This window comes from Streptomyces albiaxialis (assembly GCF_039530985.1).
Classification (GTDB): domain Bacteria; phylum Actinomycetota; class Actinomycetes; order Streptomycetales; family Streptomycetaceae; genus Streptomyces; species Streptomyces albiaxialis.
In genome coordinates this window covers 72,402-93,869 of sequence record NZ_BAAAPE010000007.1, presented here as the reverse complement: position 1 = coordinate 93,869, position 21,468 = coordinate 72,402, and the positions used below count along the sequence as shown (strand labels likewise).

Below are 21,468 nucleotides of genomic sequence, written 5' to 3'. Positions count from 1 at the left end.
GCGACCACCGACAAACGGCCGCTCAGCGCTGCATCCGCCTGCGCACACGACAAACGCCCCGCACCAGCATCCAAGCTGGTCACGAGGCGTCTCGGCACTTAAGGAAAAGTACCCCCGGCAGGATTCGAACCTGCGCACACGGCTCCGGAGGCCGTTGCTCTATCCCCTGAGCTACGGGGGCGTGGCCGCTGTGGCGGCGACAGGTAGAACAGTACCAGCTCGGGGGTGGTGGACCGGAACCCGGTTTCGCGTGGGGGCGGTAGGGGGGACCGGCGCGGGCGGAAATGGGCAAAACCCGGACGCAGGTGGAGGCGCGCGCCTAGGCTTTGCGGTGTGCCAGGTATGTCCGGCCGGGTCCTTGTCGTCGACGACAGCAAGGTCATCCGGCAGTTGATCAGGGTCAACCTTGAGCTGGAGGGCTTCGAGGTCGTGACCGCCGTCGACGGTGCCGATTGCCTGGACGTGGTGCATCGCATCCGGCCCGACGTCGTCACGCTCGACGCCGTGATGCCCCGGCTCGACGGGGTGCGTACGGCCGAGAGGCTGCGGGCCGATCCGCGTACGCGCCACATTCCGCTCGCGCTCGTCAGCGCGTGCACCGAGCTGGAGGCGGGGAGCGGCGGGGGGCCCGGGGGCGTCGACGCGTTCCTGGCGAAGCCGTTCGAGCCCGCCGAGCTGGTGCGGATGGTCCGCCGCCTGATGCACCGCGAGGGCGGCCCCACGGTCGGCCCCACGCTCGGTTCCGTTGGTCCCGGTGGTTCCGTCGGGCCCGTCTCGGAGATCTCCGAGGTCGTCGAGCCCTAGCCGAGCCCTGGCCGAGTCCTGGCCGGCCCCTCCGGTCCCGGACGCGGCACGATCGTTCGTCCCAGTACGCGAAACCTGTTCGCGTGCACCCACCCCACCTCCCATACGCTTGCTCTGTGACACCCGCCCAGCTCTCCCGCACCGCCCTGCACACGCTGCGCCGCGCCCTCGGCGCCGGTACCGACGCAAACGTGCTGCCCGGGCGTGTGGTCGTCGAGGCGCCGCCCCGGCGCGGCGGCGGGGACTACGCGACCGGGGTCGCGCTCCAGGTCGCCGCTCGGACAGGGCGGCCCCCGCGGGACGTCGCCGAGCTGCTGCGCAAGGGGCTCGCGGCGGAGCCCGGCGTCGCGGATGTCCGCGTGGTCGGGCCCGGGTTCGTGAACGTCACGCTGGACCATGCCGCGCGCGCCGCCCTCGTACGGGATCTCGCCGCCGCGGGGTCGTCCGGCGACGCGCGGGACCGGCCCGCCGCGGACATCGCGCGCTGGGCCGCCGCCACCGGCGAGGACCCCGCCGCGCTGGCCGTACGCACGGCGCGCTCCAGCTCGCTCTTCCGCGTGCAGTACGCGTACGCCCGTACGCGGGCGGTGCTGCGCAACGGGCGGCAGCTCGGGATCGCGCCCGACCCTGACGGGCGGCCGGAGGAAGGGGCCGCGCTGCTGGCCCTGCTCGCCGATCAGGCCCGGGTCGAGGACACGCACGCCGCCGGGCCCCTCGCGCGGCACCTCGCCGCGGTCGCCGACGCCTTCCTCGACTTCCACGACTCCTGTCCGCCGCTGCCCAGCGGTGACGAGAAACCCGGGGCCGCCCACCGCGGCCGGCTGGCCCTCGCCGAGGCCACCGGAGCGGTGCTGGCAGGCGGCCTGTCCCGGCTCGGCGTTTCCGCACCCGCCCACATCTGAGGACACGAGGACAGAAGCAGTCATGAGCCGTTCCGCACACCCCGCAGGGCCCCGTCACGCCGATGTGCTCCCCGAGGGGCACTATTCGGCCCCGCCCGCCGACCTCAACGCCCTCGACTCCCGCGTCTGGTCGCAGACCGTCCAGCGGGACGGCGACGGCGCCGTCCGCGTCGGGGGGATCGACGTGAGACAGCTCGCCGAGGAGTTCGGCACCCCGGCCTACTTCCTCGACGAGGCCGATTTCCGGGCCCGCTGCCGGGCCTGGAGGGACGCGTTCGGGCACGACGCCGACGTGTTCTACGCCGGGAAGGCCTTCCTCTCCCGCGCCGTCGTGCGCTGGCTGAACGAGGAGGGGCTGAATCTCGACGTCTGCTCGGGCGGCGAGTTGGCGACCGCGCTGGGCGCCGGGATGCCCGCCGAGCGCATCGCCCTGCACGGGAACAACAAGTCCACCGAGGAGATCAGCCGCGCCGTCGAGGCGGGCGTCGGGCGGATCGTCCTCGACTCGTACCAGGAGATCGCCCGCGTCGCGCACATCGCCCGCAAGCTGGGCGTGCGCCAGCGCGTGCAGATCCGGGTGACGGTGGGCGTGGAGGCGCACACGCACGAGTTCATCGCGACCGCGCACGAGGACCAGAAGTTCGGGCTGGCCCTCGCCGACGGGGACGCCGCCGAGGCCGTACGGCGCGTGCTGCAGCTCGACAGCCTGGAGCTGATCGGCATCCACTCGCACATCGGCTCGCAGATCTTCGACATGGCCGGGTTCGAGGTCTCGGCGCGCCGCGTCGTCGGACTGCTGGCCGACATCCGCGACGAGCACGGCGTCGAGCTGCCCGAGATCGACCTCGGCGGCGGCCTCGGCATCGCGTACACGCCGGAGGACGACCCGAGCGAGCCGCACGAGATCGCCAAGGCGCTGCGCGACATCGTGACCCGCGAGTGCGAGTCCGCCGGGCTCGCCGTCCCGCGGCTCTCCGTGGAGCCGGGGCGCGCGATCGTCGGGCCGACGGCCTTCACGCTCTACGAGGTCGGCACGATCAAGGAGCTGGACGGCCTGCGGACGTACGTCAGCGTGGACGGCGGCATGTCGGACAACATCCGTACGGCGCTCTACGACGCCGAGTACAGCGTCGCCCTCGTCTCCCGCGCCTCGGACGCGCCGCCCATGCTCAGCCGCGTCGTCGGCAAGCACTGCGAGAGCGGCGACATCGTCGTACGGGACGCGTTCCTCCCCGCCGACCTGGCCCCCGGCGACCTGCTGGCCGTCCCGGCGACCGGCGCGTACTGCCGCTCGATGGCGAGCAACTACAACCACGCCCTGCGCCCGCCGGTCGTCGCCGTACGGGACGGGGAGGCGCGGGCCGTCGTGCGCCGGGAGACGGAGGAGGATCTCCTGCGGCTCGATGTCGGCTAGTGAGAAATAGGTCCCACATACTGGAACCAGCGTGGATTCTCCCGCTCGGTACGTGAGACTTGAGACCACCCTTGACGAGACGGAACAGACGGAAAACGAGGTCAGATGATGCGTACGCGTCCGCTGAAGGTGGCGCTGCTGGGCTGTGGGGTCGTCGGCTCAGAGGTGGCGCGCATCATGACGACGCACGCGGATGACCTCGCGCAGCGCATCGGCGCCCCGGTCGAGCTGGCCGGTGTCGCCGTGCGCCGCCCCGACCGGGTCCGCGAGGGCATCGACCCGGCGCTCGTCACCACCGACGCCGCCGCGCTCGCCGCGCGCGAGGACATCGACGTCGTGGTGGAGGTCATCGGCGGCATCGAGCCCGCCCGCGCGCTGATCACCTCGGCGTTCGAGAACGGCGCGAGCGTCGTCACGGCCAACAAGGCCCTCCTCGCCGAGGACGGCTCCACCCTGCACGAGGCGGCCGAGAAACACGGCGGCGACCTCTTCTACGAGGCCGCTGTCGCCGCCGCCATCCCGCTCGTGCGCCCCCTGCGCGAGTCCCTCGCGGGCGACAAGGTCAACCGCGTCCTCGGGATCGTGAACGGGACCACGAACTTCATCCTCGACCGCATGGACAGCAGCGGCGCGGGCTACAGCGAGGCGCTCGACGAGGCCACCGCGCTCGGATACGCGGAGGCCGACCCGACCGCCGACGTCGAGGGCTTCGACGCGGCGGCCAAGGCCGCGATCCTCGCGGGCATCGCCTTCCACACCCGCGTCCGCCTCGACGACGTCTACCGCGAGGGCCTCACCGACGTGACCGCGTCGGACATCGCCTCCGCGAAGCGCATGGGCTGTACGGTCAAGCTGCTCGCCATCTGCGAGCGTGCCGCCGACGGGCGCTCCGTGACCGCGCGCGTGCACCCCGCGATGATCCCGCTGAGCCACCCGCTGGCCTCCGTGCGCGAGGCCTACAACGCGGTGTTCGTCGAGTCCGAGGCCGCGGGCCAGCTCATGTTCTACGGGCCGGGCGCGGGCGGCTCGCCCACGGCCTCCGCGGTCCTGGGCGACCTGGTGGCCGCCTGCCGGAACAAGCTCAACGGAGCGAAGGGCCCCGGCGAGTCCGCGTACACGCAGCTCCCCGTCTCGCCGATGGGCGAGGTGGTCACGCGGTACCACATCAGCCTGGACGTGGCCGACAAACCGGGCGTGCTCGCCCAGGTCGCCACGGTCTTCGCGGAGCACGGGGTCTCGATCGACACCGTGCGCCAGAAGGGCAAGGAAGGCGCCCACGACGGGGCCTGGCTCGTCGTGGTCACGCACCGCGCCGCCGACGCCGCGCTCAGCGCGACCGTCGAGGCGCTGCGCAAGCTCGACACCGTGCGCGGGGTCGCGAGCATCATGCGGGTCGAGGGTGAGTAGGCCATCGGGGCCACGAAGGCCGGCAAGGCGAGCAATGGGGAGCAAGGAAAAGTGACCGTCATGGATTCTCCGCTGGACCGAATGCCCGACGCCGCTGGGCGGTCCGCGGGCCGTCACCAGTGGCGCGGCATCATCGAGGAGTACCGCGACCGCCTCCCGGTCGGCGCGGACACCACCCCCGTGACCCTCCGCGAGGGCGGCACGCCGCTCGTCCCCGCGCGGGTCCTCTCCGACCTCACGGGCTGCGACGTCCATCTGAAGGTCGAGGGCGCCAACCCCACCGGCTCCTTCAAGGACCGCGGCATGACGATGGCCATCACGAAGGCGAAGGAGGACGGCGCCCAGGCCGTCATCTGCGCCTCGACCGGCAATACGTCCGCCTCCGCCGCGGCCTACGCCGTACGGGCCGGGATGGTCTGCGCCGTCCTCGTCCCCCAGGGCAAGATCGCGCTGGGCAAGATGGGCCAGGCCCTGGTGCACGGCGCGAAGATCCTCCAGGTCGAGGGGAACTTCGACGACTGCCTCACCCTGGCGCGTGGCCTCTCCGAGAAGTACCCGGTCGCACTGGTGAATTCGGTGAACCCGGTGCGGATCGAGGGCCAGAAGACGGCCGCGTTCGAGATCGTGGACATGCTCGGCGACGCGCCCGACATCCACGTCCTCCCGGTCGGCAACGCGGGCAACATCACCGCGTACTGGAAGGGCTACGGGGAGTACGCGGGCCAGGGCGGGCCCGCCTCGAAGACCCCGCGCATGTGGGGCTACCAGGCCGCCGGCGCCGCCCCCATCGTGCGCGGCGAGGCCGTCAAGGACCCGAGCACCATCGCGACCGCGATCCGCATCGGCAACCCGGCCTCCTGGACCCTGGCCGAGCAGGCGCGGGACGAGTCCGGCGGCTTCATCGACGCGGTGACCGACCGTCAGATCCTGCGCGCGTACCGGCTGTTGGCCGCGCAGGAGGGCGTCTTCGTGGAGCCCGCCTCCGCCGCCTCCGTCGCGGGCCTGATCCAGGCCTCCGAGCAGGGCACGCTCGACCCGGGCCAGCGCGTCGTCTGCACCGTCACGGGCAACGGCCTCAAGGACCCGGACTGGGCTGTCGCGGGCGCCCCGCAGCCCGTCACGGTCCCGGTGGACGCGGACGCCGCGGCGGAGCGCCTGGGCCTGGCGTAGATCCTGGCATGGCTCCTGGAGGACCGGGCCCGAGGGCTCTCGGCCGTCCCCCGGGCGGAGCCGGTCGCACGGGAGGCTCACGACACGCATCGTGCGCCTCCTGTGCGCCCTGTGTCGCCAGTGAACCTTCCTTCGATAGGCTGAGATTCACCCCGACTCCCGAAGGTCCCCCACGCGGGTGCCGAGAGTCGTGACCGGTCCGGCGCGCTGCCGCGGTTCGAGGGGTGCTGCCGCAACCAAAGCAAGGAGAGTCATCGAGAGATGGCCGGTCCCGCGTTCCGCGCCGCCGCCGTCCGTGTGCGCGTCCCCGCCACCAGCGCCAACCTCGGCCCCGGGTTCGACGCCCTGGGCCTGGCGCTGGGACTCTACGACGACGTGGTCGTCCGTGTCGCCGACTCCGGACTGCACGTCGACATCGCGGGAGAGGGCGCAGAGAGCCTCCCCCGCGACGAGAGCCACCTGCTCGTACGCTCCCTGCGCACCGCGTTCGACCTGCTCGGGGGCCAGCCCCGCGGCCTGGAGGTCGTCTGCGCGAACCGCATTCCGCACGGCCGTGGCCTCGGCTCCTCCTCCGCCGCCATCTGCGCCGGCGTGATGGCGGCGCGGGCCGTGACCACGGGCGGCGAGGCCCGGCTCGACGACACGGCCCTGCTGGAGCTGGCCACCGAGATCGAGGGCCACCCCGACAACGTCGCCGCGTGCCTGCTCGGCGGCTTCACCCTGGCCTGGACGGACGCCGGGGCCGCCCGCGCGATCAGGATGGACCCGGCGGATTCCCTCGTCCCGGTGGTCTTCGTGCCCGCGCAGCCCCTGCTCACCCAGACCGCGCGCGGCCTGCTGCCCCGCACGGTCCCGCACGTCGACGCGGCCTTCAACGCGGGCCGTGCCGCGCTGCTCGTAGAGGCCCTGACCAGGCGCCCCGAGCTGCTGCTGGCCGCCACGGAGGACCGGCTGCACCAGGAGTACCGGGCCCCGGCGATGACGGAGAGTGCCGAGCTGGTCAACCGTCTGCGTGCGGACGGCGTCCCCGCGGTCATCTCCGGTGCCGGGCCGACGGTGCTGGCCCTGGCCGCCGACAGCGGCGAGGCCGACAAGGTGTCCCGGCTGGCGGGGGAGGGCTGGACCGCCAACCGGTTCGCCCTCGACGCCGCGGGGGCGAGTGTCCTGCCGCTCAGCACGGGCGGTACGGAGGGGGCGGGCGGCCGCACGCCCCAGTGAGTCGATTGCCGGTCTTCGAGAGGGGGAATGTTTGTTGGATCCGGTAGTGTTAACCTCAAGTCTGCACTCGCAGTCTCGTGGGTCCCACGCGGAAGACGGTGGCGGCTCGAAGAGTGCAGTGCATGAGTGTTCCCCTGGCAGGCCCAGTAGGGACCACCTCTTCTCCCAGGAGCCTCCCACACTGCTTGGATCACTACCGGGCAGCGCAGAGCACGCTCCGGAGCCGACGTGAAGGACACCCTTGTCTACGTTTCACGCCGAACCCACGTACTGATCTCCCCGCCGTACATCCAGGCGGGACCACCGCCCCGGTCAGGTCCGCGAGCACAGGACTCTAGCCGGACAGCACAACCGGTCGCCGAGCCAGACTGGCCGACGTCCGCTCCAGGGAAGGACCCTTCGTGAGCGACACCACCGATCTGATGGGCGTGAACGCCGATACCGCAGCCGACGGTGCCGCGGCGCCCGCTGCTACGGACGCTTCCGCTTCGACTGCCTCCGGTGCCGCACCCAGGCGTCGGCGCTCCGGCACGGGGCTTGAGGGCATGGTTCTGGCCGAACTCCAGCAGGTCGCCTCCGGCCTCGGTATCAAGGGCACCGCGCGGATGCGCAAGAGCCAGTTGATCGAGGTCATCAAGGAGCGCCAGGCGGGCGGGAGTTCGTCCGACTCCGCACCTGCCGCCAAGGCAGCCAAGACCGCCAAGTCGTCCGCCGACAGCAAGGACGCCAAGGACGCCAAGGAATCCAAGGACTCGAAGGCGGCGAAGGCCGCCGAGACCGCGGACACCGCAGAGACCAAGCCGAAGCGCCGCGCGACGTCCAAGGCGCGCACCGGCGAGCGGGACGAGTCCGCGGGCGACGGCGCCCAGCAGCAGATCGAGATCCCCGGCCAGCACGAGGGCGAGGAGCGCCCGGCCGGTGAGGGCCGCGCGCGGCGCGGCAAGTCCGACGCCGCGGCCGCCGCCGACACCGCCGAGGGGCGCACCGACGCCGCGAAGCAGGACGGCAAGGACAGCAAGGACGCCAAGGCCGACCGCGGCGAGAACAAGGGCGGCCAGGGCCAGGACGGCGGCAAGCAGCAGGACCGCCAGAACAAGCGCGACCGCCAGCGCGACCGTGACCGCGACCGCAACCGCAACAAGAACAACGACGGTGGCGGCCAGCAGGGCGGTGGCGGCCAGAGCCAGGGCCAGGGCCAGGGCGGCGGCAACAACCGCCGGGACGGTCGTGACGACTTCGACGACGACGGCGGCGGCCGCCGCGGGCGCCGGGGCCGTTACCGGGACCGTCGCGGCCGGCGCGGCCGCGAGGACTTCGGCGGCGAGCCGCAGATCGCCGAGGACGACGTCCTGATCCCCGTCGCGGGCATCCTGGACATCCTCGACAACTACGCGTTCGTCCGTACGTCCGGCTACCTGCCGGGGCCGAACGACGTGTACGTCTCGCTCGCCCAGGTCCGTAAGAACGGCCTGCGCAAGGGCGACCACGTCACCGGCGCCGTGCGCCAGCCGCGCGAGGGGGAGCGGCGCGAGAAGTTCAACGCGCTGGTCCGCCTGGACTCCGTCAACGGCATGGCGCCGGAGGGCGGCAAGGCCCGCCCCGAGTTCCAGAAGCTCACCCCGCTCTACCCGCAGGAGCGGCTGCGCCTGGAGACCGAGCCGGGCGCGCTGACGACCCGGATCATCGACCTGGTCTCGCCCATCGGCAAGGGGCAGCGCGGTCTGATCGTGGCCCCGCCGAAGACCGGCAAGACCATGATCATGCAGGCCATCGCCAACGCGATCACGCACAACAACCCCGAGTGCCACCTGATGGTCGTCCTTGTCGACGAGCGTCCGGAAGAGGTCACCGACATGCAGCGGTCGGTCAAGGGCGAGGTCATCTCCTCGACCTTCGACCGCCCGGCCGAGGACCACACCACGGTCGCCGAGCTGGCCATCGAGCGGGCCAAGCGGCTCGTCGAGCTGGGCCACGACGTCGTCGTGCTGCTCGACTCCATCACCCGTCTGGGCCGTGCGTACAACCTGGCGGCCCCGGCCTCCGGGCGCATCCTGTCCGGCGGTGTCGACTCGACCGCGCTCTACCCGCCGAAGAAGTTCTTCGGCGCCGCGCGGAACATCGAGGACGGCGGCTCGCTCACCATCATCGCCACCGCGCTGGTCGAGACCGGCTCCCGGATGGACGAGGTGATCTTCGAGGAGTTCAAGGGCACCGGCAACATGGAGCTGAAGCTCGACCGGAAGCTCTCGGACAAGCGGATCTTCCCGGCGGTGGACGTCGACGCGTCCAGCACCCGTAAGGAAGAGATCCTCATGGCGAACGAGGAGCTCCAGATCGTCTGGAAGCTGCGCCGGGTGCTCCACGCCCTGGACCAGCAGCAGGCCGTCGAGCTGCTCCTGGACAAGATGAAGCAGACGAAGTCGAACGCCGAGTTCCTGCTCCAGATCCAGAAGACGACCCCGGCTCCGGGGAACGGCGGGGACTGAGCAGCCCCCTGCCGGCGACTGACGGGTCCGGAAGGAGCCGTTCGTCACCCGTTCGGATCACGCGGCGAGGGCCGTCCCACCACGCACGGTGGGGCGGCCCTCGCCGTGTGTGCCGGGACCCCTGTGGCTGTTGAGAGCTTGACCACAGACAGTTGCCTCCCCCAAACGGTGTCGGTCCACCAGGCAGGGGTACGTCGTCGCAGGTAGAACGGGACGACAAGGATTCAGCGGCCCCGTGAGGCGGCCTCCGTCCCGCAGAGCATGGTTTACGCGCCCTGGTGACACGGTGTGCAACCCTTCCGCGAAGCACAGCGTCCACACCAGACAACACAGCCATGCGTTACCGAAGAGCGCAGCATTCGGCAGGACAGAGGGAAGTGAAGATGGCGGGCGAGAGCAAGGACGGCGATACAGCGGCCGAGCGCCGCGCCCGGGGCATACGCGCCACGGGCCGCCGTCGCAGGCCGCGCAGCGGCCGCCAGCGCGCGATGCGCGTCGCCGCGTGGACGGTCGCGGGGGCCGTCGTGCTCGGCGGTGGCAGCCTCGGCTTCGTCTACTTCAAGCTCAACGGCAACATCGACGGCGTCGACATCAACGCCGCCCTCGGCACCGACCGCCCCGAGGACATACCCAACGGCTCCATGGACATCCTCGTCCTCGGCTCCGACAGCCGTGAGGGCGCGAACGCGAAGTACGGCAGCGACGGGGGCGGCTCCCGCTCCGACACCGCGATGGTCGTCCACGTCAACGAGGACCACTCGAAGGCCAGCGTCGTCTCCATACCCAGGGACACCCTCATCGAGCGCCCGAGCTGCGAGAGCGACGGGGACAGCAGCGCCACCCCCAAGGGGCAGAAGATCGCCGCGCAGCGCGCCATGTTCAACACGGCCTACGAGGTCGGGGGCCCGGCCTGCGCAGTCAAGACCGTCGAGTCGCTCTCCGGCGTCCGTATGGACCACTACATCGAGGTCGATTTCACGGGCTTCAAGAAGCTCATCAACACGCTCGGCGGCGTGAAGATGACGACGGCCAAGCCCATCAAGGACAAGGACAGCCACCTGAACCTGAAGGCCGGCACCCACCGGCTCAACGGGGAGCAGTCCCTCGGCCTCGTCCGTACCCGGCACGGCGTCGGCGACGGCAGCGACCTGGGCCGCATCCAGCTCCAGCAGGCGTTCATCAAGGCCCTGATGGACCAGGTCAACAGCATCGGCCTGTTCGGCAACCCCAAGCGGCTCTACGACCTGGCGGACACCGCCACGTCGGCCATCACCACGGACTCCGAGCTGGACTCGGTCAGCGAGCTGACGGGCCTGGCGAAGATGCTCAAGGGCATCAAGTCGGACGACATCCAGATGACGACGCTGCCCGTGCAGTACGACCCGGCGAACCCGAACCGCGTGGTGCCCCTCGACGCCAAGACGAAGAAGGTGTGGGCGGCGGTCAAGGCCGACAAGCCGATACCGAAGTCGGCGACCAAGGGATCGGCGGGTGACAAGACCGACATAGGGGGCGTCGTCCGGCAGAAGGGCCAGGCCAAGGGCCAGGCAGGCGAGGCGGGCCGGGCCGCGGGGACGGCCGGGGAATAGATCTCGCCGGCCCCCGGTTTTGGGGGGTACGGCCACCAGTGGCAAACTGGACCGTCGGCCCCGGTTCACGGGGGACAACCCGTCTCCCGACCCGGCGCCCTCCCGAACCTAGGAGTGACCTTGAAGCGCGACATCCACCCGGAGTACTTCGAAACCCAGGTGAGCTGCACCTGTGGCAACGAGTTCACCACCCGGAGCACCATCAGCAGCGGTTCCATCCGCGCCGACATCTGCTCCGCCTGCCACCCCTTCTACACCGGCAAGCAGAAGATCCTCGACACCGGTGGCCGTGTGGCCCGCTTCGAGGCCCGCTTCGGCAAGAACGCCACCGCCGCCAAGAAGTAGCGACCCCGCAGCGCCGGTCCGCGGCCGCCCGTGCCCCGGGCGGTCCGGCCGGCGCTTTTGGTGCTTCTCCGGCCCACACCTCCATGTAAGGGACTCATCGATGTTCGAGGCGGTCGAGGAACTCATCGGCGAGCACGCCGACCTCGAAAAGCAGCTCGCCGACCCCGCGATCCACGCCGACCAGGCGGGCGCGCGCAGGCTCAACAAGCGTTACGCCGAGCTGACCCCGATCATCGCCGCGTACCGCGAGTGGAAGCGGACCGGGGACGACATCGGCACGGCCCGCGAACTGGCCGCCGAGGACCCCGACTTCGCCGACGAGGTCAAGGACCTGGAGCGGCGCCGCGAGGAGCTGACCGAGAAGCTGCGTCTGCTGCTCGTCCCGCGCGACCCCAGCGACGACAAGGACGTCATCCTGGAGATCAAGGCGGGCGAGGGCGGCGACGAGTCCGCCCTCTTCGCGGGCGACCTGCTGCGCATGTACCTGCGCTACGCCGAGCGGCACGGCTGGAAGACCGAGCTGATCGAGTCCAACGAGTCGGACCTCGGCGGCTACAAGGACGTGCAGGTCGCCGTGAAGATGAAGGGCGGCGCCGAGCCCGGTCAGGGCGTCTGGGCCCGGCTGAAGTACGAGGGCGGGGTGCACCGCGTGCAGCGCGTGCCCGCGACCGAGTCGCAGGGCCGGATCCACACCTCCGCGGCCGGCGTGCTGGTCCTCCCCGAGGCCGAGGACGTCGACGTCGAGATCAACCCCAACGATCTCCGTATCGACGTCTACCGCTCGTCCGGGCCCGGCGGCCAGTCCGTGAACACGACCGACTCCGCGGTCCGCATCACCCACGAGCCCACCGGCATCGTCGTCTCCTGCCAGAACGAGAAGAGCCAGCTCCAGAACAAGGAGCAGGCCCTGCGCATCCTGCGCGCCCGGCTGCTGGCCGCGGCGCAGGAGGAGGCCGAGAAGGAGGCCTCGGACGCCCGCCGCAGTCAGGTCCGCACGGTCGACAGGTCCGAGCGCGTGCGCACGTACAACTTCCCGGAGAACCGGATCTCCGACCACCGCGTCGGCTTCAAGGCGTACAACCTCGACCAGGTGCTCGACGGCGAGTTGGACCCGGTGATCCAGGCGTGCGTCGACGCGGACTCCGCCGCCAAGCTGGCCGCCGCGCAGTGACCCGGCAGTGAGACGGCAGACGGCTTGAGACGGCTGTGAGACGGAGAGACGACCCATGAACGTGCTGCTCGCCGAGGTGGCGCAGGCCACGCAGCGGCTCGCCGACGCGGGAGTGCCCTCCCCGCGCTTCGACGCGGAGGAGCTCGCCGCGTTCGTGCACGGCGTCAAGCGCGGCGAACTGCACCGCGTCGCGGACGCCGACTTCGACGCGCGCTACTGGGAGGCCGTGGCCCGCCGCGAGGCCCGCGAGCCGCTCCAGCACATCACCGGGCGCGCCTTCTTCCGCTACCTCGAACTCCAGGTCGGCCCGGGGGTCTTCGTGCCGCGCCCCGAGACCGAGTCCGTGGTCGGCTGGGCCATAGACGCCGTACGTGCGATGGACGTGGCCGAGCCGCTCATCGTCGACCTGTGCACGGGCTCGGGCGCCATCGCGCTCGCCCTCGCGCAGGAGGTCCCCCGCTCCCGTGTGCACGCGGTCGAGCTGGACGACGGGGCGTACGGCTGGGCCCGTAAGAACGTCGAGGGCTCCCGCGTCACGCTGCACCACGGCGACGCGCTCACGGCCCTCACGGAGCTGGACGGCCAGGTCGACCTCGTGATCTCCAATCCGCCCTACATCCCGCTCACCGAGTGGGAGTATGTGGCTCCCGAGGCCCGCGACCACGACCCGCAGCTCGCGCTCTTCTCCGGCGAGGACGGCCTCGACACCATCCGCGGTCTGGAGCGCGCGGCCCACCGGCTGCTGCGCCCCGGCGGCGTCGTCGTCATCGAGCACGCCGACACCCAGGGCGGACAGGTGCCGTGGATCTTCACCGAGGACCGCGGCTGGGCCGACGCCGCCGACCACCCCGACCTGAACAACCGGCCCCGTTTTGCCACAGCACGCAGGGAGGTGCCGTAAATGGCACGGCGATACGACTGCTCCGACGCGACCGACCGCAAGACCGGCCTGCGCGAGGCCACTTCGGCCGTCCGCCGCGGCGAACTGGTCGTGCTCCCGACCGACACCGTCTACGGCATCGGGGCCGACGCCTTCAGTCCGGACGCCGTGGGCGACCTGCTGGAGGCCAAGGGCCGCGGGCGCGGCATGCCCTCGCCCGTCCTCATCGGCTCGCCGAACACCCTGCACGGGCTCGTCACGGACTTCTCCGAGATGGCCTGGGAGCTTGTCGACGCCTTCTGGCCGGGCGCGCTGACGCTGGTCGCCAAGCACCAGCCGTCGCTCACCTGGGACCTGGGCGAGACGCGGGGCACGGTGGCCGTGCGGATGCCGCTGCACCCCGTCGCGATCGAGCTGCTCTCCGAGTTCGGCCCGATGGCCGTCTCCTCGGCGAACCTCACCGGCCACCCGGCCCCGCAGACCTGTGACGCGGCGCAGGAGATGCTCGGCGAGTCCGTCGCCGTCTACCTCGACGGCGGGCCGACGCCGGACGCGCTGCCCTCGTCGATCGTCGACGTGACGTCGAAGGTGCCGGTGCTGCTGCGCGCGGGCGCGCTGAGCGCCGAGGAACTCCGCGAGGTCGTACCCGACCTGGAGGTGGCCTCGTGACGCCGCGCGCGCTCGTACGGGGACGACACGCCGGGGGCTTTCCGCAGTGACTGCCCCTCAAGGGCGTGGTTCAGCGGAGTCCGACGGCATAAGCGGCGCCGATGGCGCGTTCCGTATCCTCCACGTCTCGACCGGCAACGTCTGCCGCTCGCCGATCACCGAGCGGCTCTCCCGTCATGCCCTGGCGGAGCGGCTCGGCGACGCGCGCATGGGCGGCCTCCTCGTGGAGAGCGCGGGGACCTGGGGCCACGAGGGCGCCCCGATGGAGGAGAACGCCGTCGCGGTGCTCCTGGAGCGCGGCGCCGACGCCGACGGCTTCCGGGGGCGCGAGCTGCTGGACGAGCACGTCATCCGGGCCGACCTCGTGCTGACCGCGACGCGTGACCACCGCGCGCAGGTCATCTCGATGGGGCACTCGGCCGGGCTGCGCACGTTCACCCTCAAGGAGTTCACGCGGCTGGTCCGCGCGATAGACCCCGCGACGCTGCCCGCGCCGCGGAGCGCCGAGGGCGTGGTGGAGCGGGCGCAGGCCCTCGTGCAGGCGGCGGCCGCGCTGCGCGGCTGGCTGCTGGCGCCCAGCCCGGAGGCGGACGAGATCTACGACCCGTACGGGGCGCCGATCCCGTACTTCCGCAGCGTCGGGGACGAGATCAGCCGGGCGCTCGATCCCGTGGTGACGGCCTTGACGGGTGTTCCCGCCCACACGTAGAACCGGCGGACACGGGGGCGTGTCTTAGGCTGTGAGCCCGGAATTGCTGGCTGGATCACCGAGACCCCTGGGGAGCCCGTGCGGGAGTACCTGCTGACGCTGTGCGTCACGGCCGCGGTCACCTATCTGCTGACCGGGCCGGTGCGGAAGTTCGCCATCGCGGCGGGCGCCGCGCCTCCCGTGCGAGCCCGCGACGTGCACCGTGAGCCGACACCCCGGCTGGGCGGCATCGCGATGTTCCTCGGGCTCTGCGCGGGCCTGCTGGTGGCTTCGCAACTCACCAACATCGGAGAGCTGTTCACCCTTTCCGATGAACCTCGGGCCCTGCTCTCGGGCGCCGGGCTGATCTGGATCATCGGCGTCCTCGACGACAAGTGGGGCGTGGACGCGCTGGTCAAGCTCGGGGCGCAGATGATCGCCGCGGGCGTGATGGTGCTGCAGGGCCTCACGATCCTGTGGCTGCCGGTGCCGGGTGTGGGCCATGTCGCGCTCACCCCGCTCCAGGGCACCCTGCTGACCGTCGCGCTGGTGGTGATCACCATCAACGCGGTGAACTTCGTGGACGGCCTCGACGGCCTCGCGGCCGGCATGGTCTGCATCGCCTCGATCGCGTTCTTCATGTACGCCTACCGGATGTGGTACGGGTACGGGTTCGAGGGCGCCGCCCCCGCCACCCTCTTCGCGGCCGTCCTGATGGGCATGTGCCTGGGCTTCCTGCCGCACAACATGCACCCGGCGCGGATCTTCATGGGCGACTCCGGCTCGATGCTGATCGGCCTGGTGCTCGCCGCGGGCGCGGTCTCGATCACCGGCCAGGTCGACCCCGACCTGCTCGCCGAGAACGCGGGTTCGGTGCGCGGCGCCGTCCACATGAGCATCCCGCTCTACATGCCGCTGCTGCTGCCGCTGACGATCATCGCGGTGCCCTTCGCGGACCTGGTCCTCGCGATCGTCCGCCGGACCTGGAACGGGCGTTCGCCGTTCGCCGCCGACCGGGGGCATCTGCACCACCGGCTGCTGGAGATCGGCCACTCCCACAGCCGCGCGGTGCTGATCATGTACTTCTGGGCGGCGCTGATCGCCTTCGGCGCCGTCGCCTTCTCGGTGCAGTCCTCCAGCCTCGTGATCGTCCTCACGATCGTGCTGCTGAGCGCGGCCGGGCTCGTCATCCTGCTGCTGCCGCGCTTCACCCCGCGGGTGCCCCGCTGGGCGTACGCGCTGGTGCCGCCCCGGTACCGGCGTCCGGAGCGTGTGCGGCCGTCCTCCGCCGACGGGACCTCCGGGACCGCCGAGGGGCGCGAGGACCGTGAGAAGGGCGAGGGAGCGGGGGACGCGGGGGACTCCGGGGAGGGCGCCGCAGAGGAGCCCGAGCCCGCCCTCGCGGGGCTCCACGGGGCCACGGCGATCGGGGCGCGGCAGCACTTCAACAGGCCGAAGAAGATCAACAGCCGTCGGTGACACGGGACATCGCGACGGCCGGACCAAGTCGCCCATACCAGACATCGCTTCGGCCGTCAGCCCGATGCACATGTTCCAACTCCTCCGTGTGACGGGCAGCACACGGAGTAGGTAAAGACCTCATCAAATAGTTTGTGATACCGTTCACGAAACCCGGTGACCCACCGAAAGGCCACGCTGACCCGGCCCTTCGGCGGGAGGTATGTCCTCAATGCCGGGGATACGCTCGTCATCGACGACAGACGAACCCCCAATTCTCCGGAGCACCCCCATGCAGTCGAACGACGCTCGCATGCTGCTGCACTGCGCCGTCCCGACCGCCGTCTCAGGTGTCGTGGCCGCCGTGCTCAGCGGCGTGTTCGCAGGCGGTAAGGGAGCGATTGGCGCGGCGGCCGGAGCGCTCGTGGTGATCCTCTTCATGGGGATGGGCCTTTATGTGCTCCAGCGGACGGCCAAGTCGTTCCCGCACCTCTTTCAGGCGATGGGCCTGCTGCTGTACACCGTGCAGATCCTCCTCCTTCTCGTCGTGGTGGTGGTTTTCCAGGACACCACGCTCTTCGATACGAAGACCTTCGCCTTCACCCTGCTCGGCGCGACCGTGATCTGGGTGACCTCGCAGGGCCGGGCCCATATGAAGGCCAAGATCATGTATGTGGAACCCGAGTCCGCCGCGGGGGGCGACAAGCAGGCCGCCGCCTCTGGGGCGAATTCGTGACGGCAGGAACCCCGGGGACTCGTAGGGGCGGGATAAGCGCTCGTTCGAGCAACTGCTATCGTCCGGTTCCAACTGCGGCGCCGCATGCGGGGACGCCTGGGATTTCACGTTCCTCGGGACGGAACGGACAATCCCGCTCTCTGACAGCCGCCGCCCCCCGATTCGTCAGACTTCGCACGACCACAAGACCAGTGCCGTTCCGCGGCAGCACGCCGTGCCGACACAACGAGGTAGCCGTATTCATGCGCCATGCAGAAGGAGCTCACGGTGAGTGCTGACCAGATGCTCGCCTTCAAGACCGACTGCCACATCTTCGACGGCTGCGGTTTTGAAGCTCCCGGGCTCCACTCGTTCGTCTTCGAGCCGATGTTCAGCGTCGGCGGCTTCGACTTCAACAAGCCGATGCTGCTCGCCCTGGTCGGCACGATCGCCATCGTGTGGTTCTTCTGGGCCGCCTTCAACAAGCCCAGGCTCGTGCCGGGCAAGGTCCAGATGGTCGGCGAGGCGGGTTACGACTTCATCCGCCGCGGGGTGGTCTACGAGACGCTCGGCAAGAAGGAGGGCGAGAAGTACGTCCCCCTCGTCGTCGCGCTCTTCTTCTTCGTCTGGGTGATGAACCTCTGGTCGGTCATCCCGCTCGCCCAGTTCCCGGTCACCTCGATCTTCTCGATCCCGCTCGGCCTGGCGCTGCTCGTCTACGTCCTCTGGGTCGGCCTCACCTTCAAGCGCCACGGTTTCGTGGGCGCCTTCAAGAACTTCACCGGCTACGACAAGTCGCTGGGCAAGGTTCTTCCGCTGGTCATGGTGATCGAGTTCTTCTCGAACCTCCTGATCCGCCCCTTCACCCACGCGGTGCGGCTCTTCGCGAACATGTTCGCCGGCCACATGCTGGTGGTGCTCTTCACCATCGCGAGCTGGTACATGCTGAACGGCATCGGGATCGCCTTCTCCGCCGTCTCGTTCCTGATGACGGTCGTGATGATCGCCTTCGAGCTGTTCATCCAGGTGATCCAGGCGTACGTCTTCGTCCTGCTGACCTGCACCTACCTCCAGGGCGCGCTCGCGGAGGAACACTGAGCCCCCCGGCTCCCGTCAGACCCCACTCGTCCGGTGGCCAACCCCCACCGGTCCATGAAAGAGAAGGAAGAAACGGCATGTCCGCTCTCCAGTCCCTTGCTGCTGAAGGCGTCACCGGCAACCTCGGCTCCATCGGCTACGGCCTGGCCGCCATCGGCCCCGGCATCGGCGTCGGCATCGTTTTCGGTAACGGCACCCAGGCCCTCGCCCGTCAGCCCGAGGCCGCCGGTCTGATCCGTCAGAACCAGATTCTCGGCTTCGCCTTCTGTGAGGCGCTGGCCCTCATCGGCATCGTCATGGGCTTCGTTTTCCGTTCCTGACCTATCGAGCGAACCACCCATTTTCCGACGGAAGGCACTGACGTGAACGCCCTGGTACACATGGCGGAGACCGAGGTTCCGCAGAACCCGCTCGTTCCGCCGATCCCAGAGCTCGTCATCGGCCTGATCGCTTTCGCCATCGTCTTCTTCTTCCTGTGGAAGAAGCTCCTCCCGAACATCAACAAGGTTCTGGACGAGCGCCGTGAAGCCATCGAAGGCGGCATCGAGAAGGCCGAGGCGGCCCAGCAGGAAGCGTCCGAGGTACTCCAGCAGTACAAGGACCAGCTCGCCGAGGCCCGCCACGAGGCGGCACGGCTCCGGTCCGAGGCCCAGGAGCAGGGCGCCGCGCTGATCGCCGAGATGCGCGCGGAGGGCCAGCGGCAGCGTGAGGAGATCATCGCCGCCGGCCACAGCCAGATCGAGGCCGACCGCAAGCAGGCGGCGCAGACGCTCCGCCAGGACGTGGGCAAGCTCGCCACCGAGCTCGCCGGCAAGCTCGTCGGCGAGTCGCTGGAGGACCACGCCCGGCAGAGCCGCACCATCGACCGGTTCCTCGACGAGCTGGAAGAGAAGGCCGAGACCGGCGGAGTCAGCGGGGCCGCCCGATGAACGGAGCGAGCCGTGAGGCGCTGCTCAGCGCACGCGAGGCACTGACCGCGCTGACCGACTCCACGCCGGTCGACGCGGCGGCCCTCGCGGACGAGCTGGCATCGGTGACGACGCTGCTCGACCGCGAGGTGTCGCTGCGCCGGGTCCTCACCGACCCGGCGCAGGAGGGCGAGCGCAAGGCGGAGCTCGTGCGGAGCGTGCTCGGCGGGCAGGTCGGCGGCGAGACCGTCGACCTGGTCTCCGGTATGGTCCGCTCGCGCTGGTCCTCGCCGCGCGACCTGGTCGACGCGGTCGAGGAGCTGGCGGACACCGCCGACCTCGTCGCGGCCGAGCGGGACGGCTCGCTGGACGATGTCGAGGACGAGCTGTTCCGGTTCTCCCGGACCGTCTCCTCCTCGCCCGAGCTGCGCGCCGCGCTGTCCAGCCGTACGGCCACGGTCGAGGCGAAGCGGACGCTGCTGCACTCGCTGCTCGGCGGCAAGGCGCGGCCCGCCAGCGAGCGGCTCGTGACGCGCCTTGTCGGTCAGTCGCGGGGACGTAGCCTGGAGGGTGGGCTCGAAGCCCTCTCCAAGCTGGCGGCGGAGCGGCGCAACCGTTCTGTCGCGGTCGTCACCTCGGCGGTGCCGCTCAGCGACCGGCAGCGGCAGCGCCTCGGCGACGCGCTGGCCAAGATGTACGGGCGCAAGGTTCACCTGAACCTCGATGTGGACCCCGAGGTTCTCGGCGGGATCACGGTCCGGATCGGCGACGAGGTCATCAACGGCTCCGTGGCCGACCGCATCGGAGACGCGCAGCGTCGGATGGCGAGCTGACCCCGGCGGCGGCGCCGTCGACTCACCAACTGAACAAGCACGACAGCGGCCCGGGTTGGGCCGTACACGGCAATCTTCTGGGGGACGACCCCCAGTCCCCCGAAAGTTTTACGGGCCCAACAAGGAGAGCAGGGAACCCAGATGGCGGAGCTCACGATCCGGCCGGATGAGATCCGGGACGCGCTGGAGAACTTTGTCCAGTCGTACACGCCGGACGCGGCCTCGCGCGAAGAGGTCGGTACGGTCAGCGTTGCCGGTGACGGCATCGCGAAGGTCGAGGGGCTGCCCTCGGCCATGGCGAACGAGCTGCTGAAGTTCGAGGACGGCACCCTCGGCCTCGCCCTCAACCTTGAGGAGCGCGAGGTCGGCGCGGTCGTTCTCGGTGAGTTCAGCGGCATCGAGGAGGGCCAGCCGGTCACGCGTACCGGTGAGGTCCTGTCCGTCCCCGTCGGCGACGGCTACCTCGGCCGCGTCGTGGACCCTCTGGGTGCCCCGATCGACGGCCTCGGCGAGATCGAGTCCGAGGGCCGCCGCGCCCTCGAACTCCAGGCCCCCACGGTCATGCAGCGCAAGTCCGTGCACGAGCCGATGGAGACCGGCTACAAGGCCGTCGACACCATGACGCCGATCGGCCGCGGCCAGCGTCAGCTCGTCATCGGCGACCGCCAGACCGGCAAGACCGCGCTGTGCGTCGACACGATCATCAACCAGCGGGACAACTGGCGCTCGGGCGACCCGGACAAGCAGGTCCGCTGCATCTACGTCGCCGTGGGCCAGAAGGGCTCCACCATCGCGTCCGTGCGCGGCGCCCTGGAGGAGGCCGGCGCGCTGGAGTACACGACGATCGTCGCGGCCCCCGCGTCCGACCCGGCCGGCTTCAAGTACATCGCCCCCTACACCGGCTCGGCCATTGGCCAGCACTGGATGTACCAGGGCAAGCACGTCCTCGTCGTCTTCGACGACCTCTCCAAGCAGGCCGACGCGTACCGCGCCGTCTCCCTGCTGCTGCGCCGCCCGCCGGGCCGTGAGGCCTACCCGGGCGACGTCTTCTACCTGCACTCCCGGCTGCTGGAGCGCTGCGCGAAGCTCTCCGACGAGATGGGCAAGGGCTCGATGACCGGCCTCCCGATCGTCGAGACCAAGGCGAACGACGTGTCGGCGTTCATTCCGACCAACGTCATCTCCATCACCGACGGCCAGTGCTTCCTGGAGTCCGACCTGTTCAACGCGGGCCAGCGCCCGGCGCTGAACGTCGGTATCTCCGTCTCCCGTGTGGGTGGTTCGGCCCAGCACCGGGCGATCCGGCAGATCACCGGTTCGCTCCGCGTGAACCTGGCGCAGTACCGCGAGCTGGAGGCGTTCGCCGCCTTCGGTTCCGACCTGGACGACGCCTCGAAGTCCGCCCTGGAGCGCGGCAAGCGGATGGTCGAGCTGCTGAAGCAGCCGCAGTACGACCCGTTCGCCACCGAGGACCAGGTCGTCTCCGTCTGGTCCGGCACCAACGGCAAGATGGACGACGTCCCGGTCCAGGACGTCCGCCGCTTCGAGCGCGAGCTGCTGGACTACATGCACCGCGAGCACGCGGGCCTGCTGACCGGCATCCGCGAGGGCGGCAAGATGTCCGACGACACGATCGCCTCCCTGAGCGAGGCCGTCGACAAGTTCAAGTCCCAGTTCGAGACCTCCGACGGCAAGCTGCTGGGCGAGGACTGA

General features: G+C 70.5%; 20 protein-coding genes and 1 tRNA gene. 20 read left to right on the top strand and 1 reads right to left on the bottom strand.

Annotated elements, in window-relative coordinates; all coding sequences use genetic code 11:
• Positions 1-109: 109 nt before the first annotated feature.
• Positions 110-181 (bottom strand) — tRNA-Arg (locus ABD343_RS11345).
• A gap of 161 nt (positions 182-342) precedes the next feature.
• Here ABD343_RS11345 and ABD343_RS11340 point away from each other — a divergent pair.
• The 20 genes from ABD343_RS11340 (at position 343) to atpA (ending at position 21,468) form a co-directional block, all read left to right on the top strand.
• Complete coding sequence (locus ABD343_RS11340; protein ID WP_344528506.1) at positions 343-804, top strand: response regulator; 462 nt, start codon at positions 343-345, stop codon at positions 802-804.
• A gap of 116 nt (positions 805-920) precedes the next feature.
• Positions 921-1,706: a DALR anticodon-binding domain-containing protein gene (locus tag ABD343_RS11335; RefSeq protein WP_344526818.1), complete on the top strand. Its 786-nt coding sequence runs from the start codon at positions 921-923 to the stop codon at positions 1,704-1,706.
• 22 nt (positions 1,707-1,728) lie between these two features.
• Entirely contained in the window at positions 1,729-3,120 is a 1,392-nt protein-coding gene (lysA, locus tag ABD343_RS11330; RefSeq protein ID WP_344526816.1) for a diaminopimelate decarboxylase, read from the top strand.
• A gap of 108 nt (positions 3,121-3,228) precedes the next feature.
• Complete coding sequence (locus tag ABD343_RS11325; protein WP_344528504.1) at positions 3,229-4,527, top strand: homoserine dehydrogenase; 1,299 nt, start codon at positions 3,229-3,231, stop codon at positions 4,525-4,527.
• A gap of 81 nt (positions 4,528-4,608) precedes the next feature.
• Complete coding sequence (gene thrC / locus ABD343_RS11320; protein WP_344526814.1) at positions 4,609-5,697, top strand: threonine synthase; 1,089 nt, start codon at positions 4,609-4,611, stop codon at positions 5,695-5,697.
• A gap of 261 nt (positions 5,698-5,958) precedes the next feature.
• A complete protein-coding gene (gene thrB / locus ABD343_RS11315; protein WP_344526812.1) occupies positions 5,959-6,915 on the top strand; it encodes a homoserine kinase in 957 nt (318 codons plus the stop codon).
• 401 nt (positions 6,916-7,316) lie between these two features.
• Positions 7,317-9,401 carry a transcription termination factor Rho gene (gene rho / locus ABD343_RS11310; protein ID WP_344526810.1) on the top strand — a complete coding sequence of 695 codons (2,085 nt, stop codon included), beginning with the start codon at positions 7,317-7,319 and terminating at the stop codon, positions 9,399-9,401.
• 383 nt (positions 9,402-9,784) lie between these two features.
• Positions 9,785-10,990, top strand: coding sequence for an LCP family protein (locus ABD343_RS11305; protein ID WP_344526808.1), 1,206 nt, complete (start codon positions 9,785-9,787; stop codon positions 10,988-10,990).
• Positions 10,991-11,110: 120 nt separating this feature from the next.
• Positions 11,111-11,335, top strand: a complete 225-nt coding sequence (gene rpmE / locus ABD343_RS11300) for a 50S ribosomal protein L31 (RefSeq protein WP_344526806.1) — start codon at positions 11,111-11,113, stop codon at positions 11,333-11,335.
• A 100-nt stretch (positions 11,336-11,435) separates the two neighbouring features.
• Positions 11,436-12,506, top strand: coding sequence for a peptide chain release factor 1 (gene prfA / locus ABD343_RS11295; RefSeq protein ID WP_344526804.1), 1,071 nt, complete (start codon positions 11,436-11,438; stop codon positions 12,504-12,506).
• 55 nt (positions 12,507-12,561) lie between these two features.
• The gene (gene prmC / locus ABD343_RS11290; protein ID WP_344526802.1) at positions 12,562-13,407 is read left to right on the top strand and encodes a peptide chain release factor N(5)-glutamine methyltransferase; all 846 of its coding nucleotides are present in this window, start codon (positions 12,562-12,564) and stop codon (positions 13,405-13,407) included.
• Complete coding sequence (locus tag ABD343_RS11285) at positions 13,408-14,055, top strand: L-threonylcarbamoyladenylate synthase (protein ID WP_344526800.1); 648 nt, start codon at positions 13,408-13,410, stop codon at positions 14,053-14,055.
• 46 nt (positions 14,056-14,101) lie between these two features.
• Complete coding sequence (locus ABD343_RS11280; protein WP_344526798.1) at positions 14,102-14,764, top strand: arsenate reductase/protein-tyrosine-phosphatase family protein; 663 nt, start codon at positions 14,102-14,104, stop codon at positions 14,762-14,764.
• Between the two features lie 78 nt (positions 14,765-14,842).
• On the top strand, positions 14,843-16,222 hold the full coding sequence (locus ABD343_RS11275) for an MraY family glycosyltransferase (RefSeq protein ID WP_344526796.1): 1,380 nt from the start codon (positions 14,843-14,845) through the stop codon (positions 16,220-16,222).
• Between the two features lie 271 nt (positions 16,223-16,493).
• Positions 16,494-16,937 carry a Cg1360 family ATP-synthase-associated protein gene (locus ABD343_RS11270; RefSeq protein ID WP_344526794.1) on the top strand — a complete coding sequence of 148 codons (444 nt, stop codon included), beginning with the start codon at positions 16,494-16,496 and terminating at the stop codon, positions 16,935-16,937.
• Between the two features lie 249 nt (positions 16,938-17,186).
• Complete coding sequence (gene atpB, locus ABD343_RS11265) at positions 17,187-18,014, top strand: F0F1 ATP synthase subunit A (RefSeq protein WP_344526792.1); 828 nt, start codon at positions 17,187-17,189, stop codon at positions 18,012-18,014.
• Between the two features lie 77 nt (positions 18,015-18,091).
• On the top strand, positions 18,092-18,334 hold the full coding sequence (gene atpE / locus ABD343_RS11260; RefSeq protein WP_344526790.1) for an ATP synthase F0 subunit C: 243 nt from the start codon (positions 18,092-18,094) through the stop codon (positions 18,332-18,334).
• A 60-nt stretch (positions 18,335-18,394) separates the two neighbouring features.
• The gene (locus tag ABD343_RS11255; protein WP_344528502.1) at positions 18,395-18,943 is read left to right on the top strand and encodes a F0F1 ATP synthase subunit B; all 549 of its coding nucleotides are present in this window, start codon (positions 18,395-18,397) and stop codon (positions 18,941-18,943) included.
• Complete coding sequence (locus ABD343_RS11250; protein ID WP_344526788.1) at positions 18,940-19,755, top strand: F0F1 ATP synthase subunit delta; 816 nt, start codon at positions 18,940-18,942, stop codon at positions 19,753-19,755. The genes ABD343_RS11255 and ABD343_RS11250 overlap by 4 nt, the downstream gene beginning before the upstream one ends.
• Positions 19,756-19,896: 141 nt before the next feature.
• Positions 19,897-21,468: a F0F1 ATP synthase subunit alpha gene (gene atpA, locus ABD343_RS11245; protein WP_344526786.1), complete on the top strand. Its 1,572-nt coding sequence runs from the start codon at positions 19,897-19,899 to the stop codon at positions 21,466-21,468.